The sequence below is a fragment of the Pelagibacterium halotolerans genome (genome assembly GCF_044811015.1).
Lineage (GTDB): Bacteria > Pseudomonadota > Alphaproteobacteria > Rhizobiales > Devosiaceae > Pelagibacterium > Pelagibacterium halotolerans_A.
Map to the genome: position 1 here is coordinate 2,036,374 of NZ_CP085243.1, position 13,394 is coordinate 2,049,767.

General features: G+C 61.4%; 14 protein-coding genes and 1 tRNA gene. 11 read left to right on the top strand and 4 right to left on the bottom strand.

What is annotated here, in order from left to right; all coding sequences use genetic code 11:
• The first annotated feature begins 26 nt into the window (after positions 1 to 26).
• Positions 27 to 3,122: a UvrD-helicase domain-containing protein gene (locus tag LG281_RS09985; RefSeq protein ID WP_404400228.1), complete on the top strand. Its 3,096-nt coding sequence runs from the start codon at positions 27 to 29 to the stop codon at positions 3,120 to 3,122.
• Positions 3,123 to 3,153: 31 nt separating this feature from the next.
• Here the strand turns inward: LG281_RS09985 and LG281_RS09990 are convergent, their stop codons facing one another.
• Positions 3,154 to 3,519 carry a hypothetical protein gene (locus LG281_RS09990; RefSeq protein WP_404400230.1) on the bottom strand — a complete coding sequence of 122 codons (366 nt, stop codon included), beginning with the start codon at positions 3,517 to 3,519 and terminating at the stop codon, positions 3,154 to 3,156.
• 254 nt (positions 3,520 to 3,773) lie between these two features.
• Here LG281_RS09990 and LG281_RS09995 point away from each other — a divergent pair, with 254 nt between their 5' ends.
• Positions 3,774 to 4,979: a Fic family protein gene (locus LG281_RS09995; RefSeq protein WP_404400232.1), complete on the top strand. Its 1,206-nt coding sequence runs from the start codon at positions 3,774 to 3,776 to the stop codon at positions 4,977 to 4,979.
• Between the two features lie 151 nt (positions 4,980 to 5,130).
• On the opposite strand, the gene LG281_RS10000 is transcribed toward LG281_RS09995, so the two are convergent.
• Positions 5,131 to 5,220 (bottom strand) — tRNA-Ser (locus LG281_RS10000).
• A gap of 301 nt (positions 5,221 to 5,521) precedes the next feature.
• Between LG281_RS10000 and LG281_RS10005 the strand changes: the two genes are divergently transcribed.
• From LG281_RS10005 to LG281_RS10020, 4 genes are all read left to right on the top strand, one after another.
• Positions 5,522 to 5,848, top strand: coding sequence for a hypothetical protein (locus LG281_RS10005; protein ID WP_404400234.1), 327 nt, complete (start codon positions 5,522 to 5,524; stop codon positions 5,846 to 5,848).
• Positions 5,849 to 6,029: 181 nt separating this feature from the next.
• Positions 6,030 to 6,683 carry a peptide-methionine (S)-S-oxide reductase MsrA gene (msrA, locus tag LG281_RS10010; RefSeq protein ID WP_404400236.1) on the top strand — a complete coding sequence of 218 codons (654 nt, stop codon included), beginning with the start codon at positions 6,030 to 6,032 and terminating at the stop codon, positions 6,681 to 6,683.
• Positions 6,680 to 7,051, top strand: coding sequence for an MmcQ/YjbR family DNA-binding protein (locus LG281_RS10015; protein ID WP_404400238.1), 372 nt, complete (start codon positions 6,680 to 6,682; stop codon positions 7,049 to 7,051). The genes msrA and LG281_RS10015 overlap by 4 nt, the downstream gene beginning before the upstream one ends.
• A 69-nt stretch (positions 7,052 to 7,120) precedes the next feature.
• Positions 7,121 to 7,708: a DUF2799 domain-containing protein gene (locus tag LG281_RS10020; protein ID WP_404400240.1), complete on the top strand. Its 588-nt coding sequence runs from the start codon at positions 7,121 to 7,123 to the stop codon at positions 7,706 to 7,708.
• 56 nt (positions 7,709 to 7,764) lie between these two features.
• Here LG281_RS10020 and LG281_RS10025 read toward each other — a convergent pair whose 3' ends face one another.
• Positions 7,765 to 8,397: a peroxiredoxin gene (locus LG281_RS10025; protein WP_404400242.1), complete on the bottom strand. Its 633-nt coding sequence runs from the start codon at positions 8,395 to 8,397 to the stop codon at positions 7,765 to 7,767.
• A gap of 184 nt (positions 8,398 to 8,581) precedes the next feature.
• Entirely contained in the window at positions 8,582 to 8,890 is a 309-nt protein-coding gene (locus LG281_RS10030) for a SelT/SelW/SelH family protein (protein WP_404400244.1), read from the bottom strand.
• Positions 8,891 to 9,022: 132 nt separating this feature from the next.
• Between LG281_RS10030 and LG281_RS10035 the strand changes: the two genes are divergently transcribed.
• The 5 genes from LG281_RS10035 to LG281_RS10055 all read left to right on the top strand — a co-directional run bounded on the left by LG281_RS10035 (position 9,023) and on the right by LG281_RS10055 (position 13,388).
• Positions 9,023 to 9,382 (top strand): YegP family protein, encoded by a 360-nt coding sequence (locus tag LG281_RS10035; RefSeq protein WP_404400246.1) that lies wholly within the window; start codon positions 9,023 to 9,025, stop codon positions 9,380 to 9,382.
• Positions 9,383 to 9,518: 136 nt separating this feature from the next.
• Complete coding sequence (locus LG281_RS10040; RefSeq protein ID WP_404400248.1) at positions 9,519 to 10,316, top strand: transporter substrate-binding domain-containing protein; 798 nt, start codon at positions 9,519 to 9,521, stop codon at positions 10,314 to 10,316.
• A 177-nt stretch (positions 10,317 to 10,493) separates the two neighbouring features.
• Positions 10,494 to 11,327, top strand: a complete 834-nt coding sequence (locus LG281_RS10045) for an amino acid ABC transporter permease (protein ID WP_404400250.1) — start codon at positions 10,494 to 10,496, stop codon at positions 11,325 to 11,327.
• An 80-nt stretch (positions 11,328 to 11,407) separates the two neighbouring features.
• Positions 11,408 to 12,631: an MFS transporter gene (locus LG281_RS10050; protein WP_404400252.1), complete on the top strand. Its 1,224-nt coding sequence runs from the start codon at positions 11,408 to 11,410 to the stop codon at positions 12,629 to 12,631.
• 148 nt (positions 12,632 to 12,779) lie between these two features.
• Positions 12,780 to 13,388 (top strand): dihydrofolate reductase family protein, encoded by a 609-nt coding sequence (locus LG281_RS10055; RefSeq protein WP_404400255.1) that lies wholly within the window; start codon positions 12,780 to 12,782, stop codon positions 13,386 to 13,388.
• The last annotated feature ends 6 nt before the right edge of the window (positions 13,389 to 13,394 follow it).

The window sequence follows — 13,394 nt, forward strand, 5'->3', positions numbered from 1 at the left end:
TCGCCTCCCGGATGCTGCGCCGAACCATGTTTCACGCCGATCTGCATGTGCATTCGAAATATTCCCGCGCGACCAGTCGGAACCTCGATCTCGAGCATCTCGCCCTCTGGGCGGCGCGCAAGGGGATTGGCGTTGTGGGCACGGGCGATTGCGTGCATCCGGCCTGGCTCGCGGAAATCCGCGACAAGCTCGTGCCTGAGGGCAACGGGCTTTTCCGGCTCAAGCCGGAGATCGAAGCGGACATCGCGGCGCGGCTGCCCACAGCCTGCCGGGCGCCTGTCCGCTTCATGCTGTCGACCGAGATCTCGACCATCTACAAGAAGGGCGAGAAGACGCGGAAAGTCCATCACCTGATCTACGTGCCCGATTTCGACGCAGCCGACAGGCTGGCGGCGCGACTGGGGGCGATCGGCAATATCGCGTCGGACGGGCGGCCGATCTTGGGGCTCGACTCGCGAGACCTTCTCGAGATCGCGCTTGAATCGGGGCCGGATTCCTATCTCGTTCCCGCGCATATCTGGACGCCGTGGTTTTCCGCGCTCGGTTCGCAATCGGGGTTCGATTCGATCCAGGAGTGCTATGGCGATCTGGCCGAACACATCTTCGCGGTCGAGACAGGGTTGTCGTCAGACCCCGAGATGAACTGGCGGGTATCGTTTCTCGATAAATACCGGCTCACCTCGAATTCGGATGCACACTCGCCGGGCAAGCTGGGCCGCGAAGCGACGCGGTTTTCCTGCGCGCCGGATTATTTCGCGATTAAGCGCGCGCTCGAGACCGGCGATGGGTATGAGGGGACGGTGGAGTTCTTTCCCGAGGAGGGGAAGTACCACATGGACGGGCACCGCAATTGCGGGGTGCGCCTCGACCCCAAGGAAACGCTGGCGCGCGACGGGCTGTGCCCGGTCTGCGGCAAACGGGTGACGATCGGCGTGGCGCACCGGGTGGAGGTGCTCGCGGACCGGGACGACGCGGTGCGGCCCGATACGGCGGGCGCGGTCGCGAGCCTCGTGCCACTGCCTGAGATCCTTTCGGAAATCGTGGGGAGCGGGGTCGGCTCCAAAGCCGTTGCGCACGCCTATGAGCGTACGACAACGGCGCTGGGGGCGGAGCTTGCTATTCTCGACGACGTGCCGGTCGAGGACATCGCGCGGGCGGATGCGCTTTTGGGCGAAGCGGTAACGCGGCTACGCGAGGGCACGGTGATCCGGCACGCCGGGTATGACGGGGAATATGGCGTCATCCGGCTGTTTGCCGATGGCGAGCTCGACCGGTTCACGCGCGGCGACCTGCTGTTCGACGCGCCGGTGCAGCGGCGAGGGACGAAAACGGCACAGGTGGTTGGCCTGAGCGTGGAGGCCGCTACACCGCCCGAAGTGACGCCGAGCCCGTCGGAACCTTCGGGACGCACAGGCATTCTCGCGGCGCTCGATGCCGATCAGGCGCGGGCTGCAGAGATGACAGCAGGGCCGCTGACCGTCGTGGCCGGACCAGGGTCGGGCAAGACGCGGATGCTGACGCACAGGATTGCGCATCTTGTCGCCGAAATTGGCGTTCCGGCGGCCTCGTGCCTCGCCATCACCTTCACGCGCAAGGCGACCGAGGAGTTGCGGGCGCGGCTCGATGCGTTGCTTTCGGACGCGGGGCGCGATGTCGCGGTGCATAGCTTTCATTCGCTCGGGCTTGCGATTTTGCGGGCGCATGGACCGGAGCTCGGACTGGCGCAGGATTTCCGTATCGCGGGGGAAGCCGAGCGCGCCGCTGCGTTGGCGGAAGCACGAACGATCAGCGGACGCAAGGCGGCGCAGCTCATCAAGGCGGTCTCGGTGCTCAAACGGACCGGCGGCACGGATGATGGCGACGTGCGGGAAGCGCGGGTGCTGCTCGATAAACTGGGGCGCGAGCAGAACTGGATCGATTTCGACGACCTCGTGGCCCGGTCCGTGGAGCTGTTCGAGACGCATCCGGAGATCGTGGCGGTCTGGCGGGAGCGGTTTTCCCATATCGTTGCGGACGAATTTCAGGATGTCGACGAACAGCAATACCGCTTGCTGCGGTTGATGGCGGGGAAGACCGGCAACCTCTGCGTCATCGGCGATCCCGATCAGGCGATCTATGGGTTCCGCGGGGCGGATGCGCGCTGCTTTGCGCGTTTCGGTAGCGATTTCCCGGCGGCGCAAACGGCCAAGCTCGCTCGAAACTACCGCTCGAGCGGCACCATCGTCACGGCCTCGGCCCAATTGATGGGGCGGACTGCGGAGGGAATCACGCAGCCCATGGCCGAGCCGATCGTCTTGCACGCCGCACCCGACGAGAAGGCCGAGGCGGCCTTCGTCGCCGAAACGATCGAAAGCCTTTTGGGCGGCCACGATCTCCTGACCACAAAGAGTGGCGAGACACGCAAGGGCGGCCCCTTGAGCTTTGCCGATTTCGCCGTGCTCTACCGCACGGATGCGCAGGCCGGCGCATTGCGCGAAGCGCTCGATGCGGCAGGCATTCCGTTCAAGAAAAGCACGCCGGCGCCACTCGCGGGGCATGAAGGGGTCAAAGCGCTGCTGGCCGAGTTGGCGGAACAAGACGCTTCGGACGACGATCTCGCCGCGCGGATTGCCACGGCTGCGGAAACCGCGCGGCAGGCCGAGGATGCGGATAAGGCGGCGCTCGGCGAAGCGCGCAGCTGGCTTACTGCACTCGCTGCAGCGCGAACGGTCGCCGGCAATCTCGCAGCTTTGCGAGAGCAGGTTGCGCTTTCCACCGAAGCCGACTTCCGCGACGCGCGAGCCGACCGCGTCTCGCTTTTGACCATGCACGCCGCCAAGGGGCTGGAATTTCCCGTGGTTTTCATTGTGGGACTGGAAGACGGGCTGACGCCCTTTTCCTGGGGCGGCGATGACGCGCGCGACGCTGCCGCGCTCGCCGAGGAACGCCGGCTTTTCTACGTCGCGGTGACCCGGGCAAAGGACCGCCTGATCCTCTCGCGGGCCAACGAACGGCACTGGCGCGGCGCTGTCCGCACGCTGCCGCCATCGCCGTTCCTCGCCGATATCGCACCGGAACTCGTGACGCACCGTGCGCCGCGCAAACGCAGCCAGAAGCCACCGCAGCAGTACAGTTTGTTTTAGGGCGAAAAGGCCTGGCGCGAACGCGGCGAGCTCAATGCGTCTCTTTCCACACCTCATAGAGCGTGGAATGCAGCAATTGCAGGCCCTCACCGGCGCGATAGACGACAAGGTTCCGCTCGGGCATCAAATAGAGCGTCTGCCCGTTCTGTCCCAGGAAATAGCTGAAAGCCCCTTGCAGCGCTTCACCGGGGCGATCGAGGATGTTTTGGCGGACGTGATAGCCGTAATGATCCTGCCGGAGTGCGGATGCGTCGAGGTCAAGACCGAGAAATTCACGCCAAAGCGCCTCGGGGAGGAATACGCCCTTCGCATTCTCACGTCCAAGACGAATGCTGCCAGCCGGTATGACTACCAGGCCACCAGAGCGGCTCTCATAGCTCGGATCAATCGTGAGCACTCAACTCGGTTCCGGCTCGATTTTCTCCGCGAGCCGCGCCGTGATGACATCAGCGATGAAAACTGAGTACACCCCCGTTACCTCATCAGATGACATCACGCGACAATACACAGGCATTTAGTATGTCTTACGGACACATTGAGTTGGGTGCCGGTGTTTAAACGGTGTTTAAGCTCCCTTTAAAGCCGATTCTCACTTTAAAGGCTAAGGCCATTTTCCTATAATTCCGGACCATCTGATTAAAGGCAAGTTTGATGCGCACCACGGACTTTAGCGAAGCGGCCCCCGGGAAGCTAGTTCCGACAATTGAAGGCGCTCAGGCTTTTGTGCCACTACCTTTGCCGCCAGAAATCGAATTGGAAAAGATAGCGATTGCCATGGCAAACGCCATGCAAGCCATCGGAGAACTCAAGGGCGCGTGCCGACGGCTCGCCAACCCTTACATCTTAGTTAGGCCGCTTCAGCGCCAAGAGGCCCTGACCTCTTCCGCCATGGAGGGGACCTTTACGACCGATGACCACCTGCTGCTGGCAGAGGCTGGAGTGGATCGACAGAAGGACGAGTCGACAACCGAGGTTTATAACTATCTTGAAGCATTAAACGAGTGTTTGGAGCTTCTCCCTCATTTGCCGATTTCGCATCGCATGCTTAGACGGGCACACGAAATTCTATTGAGTGGGCTGAGCTCATCCCGCGGTGCACAAAAGCGTCCTGGCGAGTACAAGCGCGAGCAAAACTGGATCGGAGGGCGCACAATCGACATGGCGCGATATGTACCGCCTCCGCCGAAAGAAACGCAACGGTGTATGGACGAGCTCGAATCCTACATCAATCGTAGCGACACGGCGTTCCCGACACCGCTAATCGACTTAGCACTTGTCCACTATCAATTGGAGGCAATTCATCCCTTCGCTGATGGAAATGGGCGAGTAGGTCGCATGCTCATCTCTCTGATGGCCGTTCACAGCGGGTTGCTCGAAATGCCGGTACTTTACATCAGTCCCGTGATGGAGCGATGGAAGGACGAGTACATCGATCTAATGTTCCACGTCTCCGCCAAGGGCGACTGGGCAAGCTGGCTGAACTTCTTTTTCGACCGCGTCGCTGAGAGTTGCTCAGAAACCGTGTCAACGGTGGACCGTCTCTTAGCCCTTCAAGACGAGTATCGCTCAATAGCAGGCAAGCTGGGACGCACATCTAACGCCATCACATTGATCGACTATCTCTTCGAGCGACCAGCGATAACTGTCAACGATGCCGTGGAAAAGCTGGGCGTGACATATCCGGCCGCTAAAAACACCATCGACAAGCTCGCCGAAGCGGGAATCCTTGCTCCACTCGAAGGAAGCTATCCGAAAGTCTATTTTGCCCCGACCATAATGCGCGTATCACGGCCAATCGAATCGAGCAGCGATGGCTCCGCCAGCGGCGAAACAGAACCTGAGCTTCCGTTTGAGTAGCGGGCCGAATGGAAGCTCAGGTGGATATGGTTCATCTCAAGAACAGCAGCCTTTACGCAGGAAAGCCAATCCAGCTTTAGGGTGCTATTTAGGGCGCGAGTCGAAGAAAATCCAAAAATTTGTTGATAATCAATAAGTTAATGGAGGAAAATGGCGGAGAGAGAGGGATTCGAACCCTCGAGACGGTTGCCCGCCTACACGCGTTCCAGGCGTGCGCCTTCGACCACTCGGCCATCTCTCCGTATCCGTGACAGGGCATAGCATATCGCCGAAGCTGTCGCGTGGGCGCCCTATGGGACACCGTGTGCCCGATTATCCGGGTTTGACGCCGATGTGAAGAGCATGGATGCGATTTTCGTGAAAAATTCGGTGAGGAGGCCGCCTAAGCACGATCCACTTGCAAGTCTGGCGGCGGGATCGCATCGGCCTCCGGGTGCGTAAACCATTATAACGCTTGGGATTTGAACTTAAGTTGAAGCGCGCCTAAATGCTTCAGTACACCATTCCCCAAGGAATGGCCGCGTTTACGTTATGGAGAAGGAATGCGGACCTTTTTTCGGATTGTCGGTTTGATCTTTCTGGCGCTGGCGCTGATCCTGCTGGTCACCGATGGTACGCGGATGCTGGCCGCGAGCGGTTATGTCGCCACGCCGCTTGGCGACTGGATTGGGCAAGTCGCGCCCTTGACGCTCGAAAATGTGCGAACCGCCATTCAACAAAGCGTGCATCCCTTGCTCTGGAACCCGGGCCTGACCACATTACTCGCGTGGCCAGGGTGGGCCGTGCTGGGCGGCATCGCCGTTTTCTTCCTGCTTTTGGGGCGCTCGAAAACGCGCCGGCGCAATGTCGTCAGCATCGACCAGCTCTAGTGAGCTGTATCGTCAAAAATGACGATACAGCTCACTAGATTTTCTTTGACGTGGCCTTGTTATCCTCACCTTAAATGACGGGTTGAACCCGTCATTTAAGGTGAGGCAAGGCACTAGGGCCTGTTGACACTTATGGATAGGGGTTTGACGGCCCTACCCATCTCAAACAAGGAGGCGGCGCATGATCCTTTCGTACTTTTCCAAACCCAACACTCTGCCCGACCGCGAGACCGCGCTGCCCGGCCGCAGTACGGCGATGGATGTCGCGCCGGATCATTTCGTCTCCGGGCGCCCGCTCAAGGGGCCCTATCCCGAAGGGTGCGAGACGATCTATTTCGGGCTCGGGTGTTTCTGGGGCGCCGAGCGGCTCTTCTGGCAGATGCCGGGCGTCTATGTCACCGCCGCCGGCTATCAGGGCGGGATCACGCCCAACCCGACCTATGAGGAGGTTTGTACCGGCCAGACCGGACACACCGAGGCGGTGATGGTGGTCTACGATCCCGAGGCGGTTTCGCTCGATACGCTTCTCAAGACGTTCTGGGAAGAGCACGACCCCACCCAGGGTATGCGGCAGGGCAACGACGTGGGCACTCAATACCGCTCAGTGATCTATACGACCACCGACGAACAGCTTGCCGCAGTCAGAGCGAGCCGGGATGCCTATAACGCTGCGCTCGCGGCAGCGGGGCGCGGGGCGGTCACCACCGAGATCGCGCCGGCGGAGCCGTTCTATTTCGCCGAGACCTATCACCAGCAATACCTCGCCAAGAACCCCAACGGCTATTGCGGGCTCAAGGGGACGGGCGTTTCCTGCCCGGTTCCGGCAAGCGCATGAGCCTTTTCGAGCGCGGCGCATTCGAAAAAACGCTCACCGCGCTGCCCGCGGTCGAGATCGTGCACCAATGGGGCGATGCGTCCGTGGGCAAGGTCGGCGAGCCGGGAACGGGCAAGATTTTCGCCATCCTGTCGAGCTGGTCGACCGAGGCGCCAGCAATTTCCTTCAAGTGCTCGGATATGAGCTTCGAGATGTTGCCCACGCTCGACGGCGTTCGTCCAGCACCCTATCTGGCGCGCGCCAAATGGGTGCAGGTGCAACGCGACGGCGCGCTGAACGAGGACGATATCCGTGCCTATATCGTGCAGGCGCATGGCCTCGTCGCCGCCAAGCTGACGCGGGCGGCGCGCGCGAAGCTCGGGCTTTAGTACAAGCTTGCGCTCCCACCCGCGCTGGTCGTAACCTCCACCCCGGTCCGGGTTTGAGAGGCGCAATCCATGAAGCCAATTTTTCTTTTTCTCGCGGTGCTGATCGCAGGGGCCGTCCTGGCTTCCTGCGCGACGCTCTCGGAAGCCGAATGTCAAACGGGCGACTGGCGGGCCATCGGGATTGCCGACGGCGCCAAGGGGCGGCCAGCAAGCTACGTTCAGAACAACATCTCCGCGTGCTCGGAATACGGCATTACGCTCGACCGGCAGGCATACGAGGCCGGGCGGCGCGTGGGGCTTACCAATTACTGCCGGCTCGAGCGTGCGGAGAAAGAAGGGCTCGACGGACGGCGGTATTACGGGGTTTGCGAAGGCGAGCTGGGCGTGAGTTTCCAGCGGGTCTACGATGCAGCCATGGCGGTGTATGAACTCGAGGCAGAGTACAATTCGATCGAAAGCGATGTCGACAGCCTCATCCGCCGGATTACTCAGGATGGATTAAGCGAGGGCGAACGCGATGCGCTGCGGCTTCGGGCCATGATGCTGCAATCGGACCTGCGGCTTGTCCAGCTTCGGATCCGGGCGGCGGAACGGCGTCTGGCCGAAACCAGAATTTTCGAGCAGCAGCGGCTGGGCCGGTTGGGGATCAGCGCGTAAATAAAGAAAAGGGGCCTTGGCGGCCCCTTTTCCGTCTCTGGAGAGACGGTGACGCGTTACGCGCCGGGCTGTTTGACGATGCGCAGATAGGGGCGCAGCGCGGTCCAACCTTCGGGGAATTTTTCCTTCGCCTGCTCGTCGCTGACCGCAGGGACGATGATCACGTCCTCGCCGTGCTTCCAGTTAACCGGGGTGGCCACCTGGTGGTTTGCGGTCAGTTGCAGGCTGTCGATGACCCGCAGGACCTCATCGAAATTCCGGCCCGTGGAGGCGGGATATTCGATCTTGAGCTTCACCTTCTTGTCCGGCCCCACGACGAAAACCGAACGCACGGTCAGTGTATCGTTGGCGTTGGGGTGGATCATGTCGTAGAGCTTGGCGATCGAGCCGTCGTCGGCGATCAGCGGGAAGTTGAGCGCCGCACCCTGGGTTTCCTCAATGTCCCTGGCCCAGCCTTCGTGGTCCTCGAGCTTATCGACCGACAGGCCGAGCACCTTGACGCCGCGCTTTTCGAACTCGGGCTTAAGCTTGGCGGTGTAGCCTAACTCGGTGGTGCAGACCGGGGTGTAATTCTTCGGGTGCGAGAACAGCACAGCCCAATGGCCGTCGATATAATCGTGGAAGCGGATCGGACCTTCGGTGGTCTGCGCTTCGAAATCCGGGGCGGTATCGCCGATCAGAATGGGCATGATGATACTCCTTGTTCGTATCGCGCGGGCAATCGCGTTAGCCTCCGGGACCGCCGCGCGTCTGCCACACCATCATATGGTGAGCGGGCATCGCAAAGCCATCGTGACACGGGGAAACATTTTGGCCTTAATCGCGGCTTGCGCGCGAGTACTTTGCAGCATTTGCGACCAAAGCAGAAAAGGCTTATCGGCCCTCGTTTTCCGACCCTGCGACCACCCGGTCGACGTGCCCCAGATCGCGGCCGGGATCGATATGGTCGCGCACGAGCTGCTTTAAGGTCTTGATGTCAGGAAACCCGCCATCGCGCTTACGCTCCCAGACGAGCGCACCGTCGAGCGTGATTTCGAAAACGCCGCCCGTGCCGGGGACAAGCGTGACGCTGCCGAGGTCGGGGCCGAAGGTCGAGAGCAGTTCCTGGGCCATCCAGCCCGATCGCAAGAGCCAGTTGCATTGGGTGCAATAGGTAATGGTGATCACGGGTTTTCCGCTCATCGCTCAATGCTCCATGCCGGGGTTGAGATCGGACAGAGGGTTGCCTTGAACGGCGCATGTAATCAAACTGTAACCGGGCGCCACAACCCATGTTCCGCGGCGCGACAATACCGATTTGGAGTTTGAGAGAAAATGCACAAGTTCAAGATTGTCGACCGCAAGGACGACCAGTTCGGCGTTCAGTTCCTTTACAACAGCGAAATCATGGTCTGGTCGGAAAGCTACAAAGGCAAATCCAGCGCGATCAACTGCATCGAATCGATCAAGAAGAACGCACCGGGCGCGGCGATCGTCGACCTCAGTAAGGACGAGGAAGGCAAGGGCTATCGCTTCGAAATCGCGCCGTCGAAGAACGGCGAATTCTTCGTGCGCTTCGTCGCTTCCAATGGCGAGACCATGGTGATTTCGGAGACCTACACCGACAAACGCAATGCGATCAATTGCGCGGTCTCCGTGCAAAAGAACGCACCGGCCGCTCCGGTCGAAGACTAAACGCCGGGAAAAATCCCGCGAAATCGAACTGGACCGGAGCCCCGGTCAGGTCATAGTGTGGCGCGGTTGGTTCGCCGCGCCGCATATTGCGCATGTGCGACGGGCCAGGAATAATTTGGGGAGCACGACCATCATCATGAATACTTTCACCCGCCTTACGCTCACCGGCGCCGCGCTCGTCGGCCTTGCCGCTTCCGCGACCGCGCAGGAGCTGCCGGACCTTGAGGGCCGTACCATCGTCGCGGTCACCGAGAATGCCTATACGCCCCTCAATTTCGCCGATCCGGAAACGGGCGAGGGGATCGGGCTCGAATACGATCTCATGAACGAGATCGCCGCCCGGCTCAATGCGGAGGTTCAATGGGAACTCGCGAGCTGGGACGTGATGATCCAGGCGGTGCGCGAGGGCCAGTACGATGTCGGTATGGATGGCATCACGATCACCGAAGAGCGCGCAACGCAGATCGACTTCTCCGATCCGTATTTGACGAGCGAGCAGTTCATGCTCGTCCGCGCCGATGAGGACCGGTTCGAAAGCGCCGAAGAGTTTGCCGCCGACGAGAACCTCTTTGTTGGCGCGCAGGCCGGGACGACGAATTTCTATGTCGCGGTCTACGACCTGCTCGACGGCGACGAGGCCAATCCGCGCATCAAGCTCTTTGAGACCTTCGGGGCTTCGGTGGCGGCGCTGGCGGCGGGCGACGTCGATACCGTCCTCATGGATGCCACCTCGACCTCGGGCTATATGGGCGCCAATCCCGGGGCCTTCAAAGTCGCGGGCGAGCCGATGGGCACCGAGCAGTTCGGCTTCATCTTCACGCCGGATTCGGATCTCGTCGCGCCGGTCAACGCCGCGCTTGAGCAAATGCGCGAGGACGGTACGCTCGCCGCACTCGAGCAAAAGTGGTTCTTCGACTATAACGCGGCGCAGTAGCACGCCGCGTTCCTGACATATCGAGCCGCGGCGGAGCCTTCCGCCGCGGCATCTTTTTAGAGCGCGTTTAGAAAAAGTGGGTACCGCTTTTTCGCTTATGCGGCCCTTCGGGCCGGTTCGAACACGTGATCACTCAAGGATCTGAGCGCGTCGAGACGACGCGCTCCGGGACACGTCATGACGACACTCGAAAACCCCCGCGCCAATCCCAGCCGAAAGCGCCGCGAGATTGTCCCCTATTGGCTGCTCGCCATCATCCTTTTGGGTGTTTTGATCGGCTGGGCAATCGTTGCGGACAGCGATTACCGACAGATCTGGCGGACGCTTTCGGGCGGGGTGGCGACGACGCTTTACGTCACCTTCATTGCCTTCGCGCTAGCGTGCCTTTTGGGCCTGGCGGTGGCTATGGCGCGGACGTCCACGGTGCGGGTGCTGCGGGAGATTGCGACGTTCTATACTGAAATCGTGCGTGGGATTCCGATCCTCGTCCTCTTGTTCTACGTCGCCTTCGTTGGCGCACCGGCGATCATTGAGGCGGTCAACTGGCTTTTGACCCCGCTTATCGACGCGGGCGCGATCCCGGAGCTGACCGTGCGCAATTTCGACCTCACATGGCGGGCGATCTTCGCGCTCACCATCGGCTATTCCGCCTTTATCGCGGAAGTGTTCCGGGCGGGGATCGAGGCGGTCGACAAGGGCCAGATCGAGGCCGCGCGCTCGCTGGGGCTATCGCCCTGGCGCACCTTCCGGTTGATCGTCGCGCCGCAGGCCATCCGCACCATCCTGCCGCCGCTCGGCAATGACTTCGTGTCGATGATCAAGGATTCGGCACTCGTTTCCGCGCTCGGCGTTCAGGATATCACCCAATTGGGCAAGGTCTATTCAGCCTCCAATTTCAAGTTCTTCGAGACCTACAATGTGGTGGCATTCCTCTACCTCACCATGACGATCTCGCTTTCGCTGCTGGTGCGTGCTCTCGAACACCGGATGGCGCGGGAGGGGCGGGGGTAGCGGTATTTTTTCGAAGGCATGTCGGAATGGACGTCGGCGGATCGTCTATTTGAGGACAGCTTTTTCGAGGGAGACCGATCATGGAACGGAACTACGGCTGGGTCATCGTCGCGGCGGGCGCGTTGATCACCTGCGTGGCAATGGGCGGGATGTTCGCCCTGCCCGTATATCTCACCCCCATCGAGACGGAGACCGGATGGTCACGGGCGGGAATTTCCACCGCGATGACGGTGGGTTTTGTCGTGATGGGCGTGGCCGGGTTCGGCTGGGGGACGCTGAGCGACAGAATCGGCGCGCGGCCTGTCGTGCTGATAGCTTCGGGACTTCTGGTCGCCGGGCTTCTGATTGCAAGCCGGGCAACCGATCTCCTCGTTTTCCAGCTCGCCTATGGCGGTCTGGGCGGTGCGGCGGCCGGCGGGTTTTTCGCGCCCTTGATGGCGGCGACGGTCACATGGTTCGACAAGCACCGGAGCCTTGCGGTATCGCTCGTTTCGATCGGCGTCGGTGTGGCGCCGATGGTGGTGACGCCATTCGCCGCGCTCCTGATCGAAACCTATGACTGGCGGTCCGCGATGACCATGATCGCTATCGGCGCATTCGTCATCCTGCTCCCAGCGGGGTTCCTGATCCGCCGGGCGCCGGAGGCCAAGGCGGCGCCGGCGGGGAGCGGCGAAGCTGCCGCGCCGAGCCCGGGGCGTTCGGCATTCGCCGCGTTGCGGACGCCGCAATTCATTGTCCTGGCCACGGTGTTCTTTTTATGCTGCGCGGCGCATTCGGGGCCGATCTTCCATACGGTGAGCTACGCAATGATCTGCGGCGCGGCACCGCTCGCGGCAGCGAGCATCTATAGCGTCGAGGGTGTGTCGGGGCTGTTCGGGCGCCTGATTTTCGGCGTGCTGGCGGATCGGCTGGGCGTGAAGCGCGTCCTGATCGCGGGGTTGGCGCTGCAGGCGGTCGGCATCTACAGCTATATCTACGTCTCCGAGCTCACCGAGTTCTATATGCTCGCTGTCGTGCTGGGGATGGCCTATGGCGGGGTGATGCCGCTTTATGCGGTGCTGGCGCGCGATTATTTCGGGCCGCATGTGATGGGCACCGTTCTGGGTGCGGCGACGATGACTTCAGCCATCGGCATGGCGTTCGGGCCAGTGGGTGGCGGTTGGCTCTACGACACGTTCGGGACCTATCACTGGCTCTATATCGCGTCCGCCGCTGTGGGCATCGGCGCCGCTGCCATGGCGCTCGCTTTCCCGCGGCCGAAGACGGACACCGACGGGCAAAGCGGTGTGCCGCAGCCGGCGTGAAGCACAGGCTTTCAGACACGAATATGGGCCGGCGCAGACGCACCGGCCCATATTATTTTGGTCCGCACGATGTCGGGATAGAGTGCGCCTGGCCGTCCTATGATCAGGACGCGGACGATGGCCGTCCGTTCGAAATGGGAGAGAAACCATGCGTAAGCTGATTGTCGGTGCCATGACCAGCATTGATGGCGTGATGCAGGGGCCGGGCGGTCCGGATGAGGACCTTTCGGACGGGTTCGCATATGGCGGTTGGGTCGCGCCGCATTTCGACGAAACCGGGGGCGCGTGGCTGGATGACGTATTCAAAGCCCCCTTCGACCTGCTTCTGGGGCGCACGACCTATGAGATATTCGCCGGGTATTGGCCCAAACACGAGGACACGGATATCGGGAAGCGCTTCGGCGAGGTCAACAAATATGTCGTGACCCACGAGGCCGGCTATTCAAGCGACTGGCAGAACACGCATGTCGTCTCCGGCGACGCCGTGGCCGGGATCAATGCGCTCAAGGCCGGAGATGGCCCTCCCCTTCTGACGCAGGGATCGACGGTGCTTTTGAAGACGCTCTTTGCCCACGACCTCGTAGACGAGCTTTTCACGCTCACCTTCCCGGTGATGCTGGGCAAGGGCAAGCGGCTCTTCAATGAGGACGCGACGGCGGGCGGATGGACGCTCACCGCGTGCGAATCCTCGCCTTCGGGCGTGGTGATGAACCGATACGTGCGGGATGGTGCGGTGAAGACGGGGAGCTTTGATTAGGCGGGG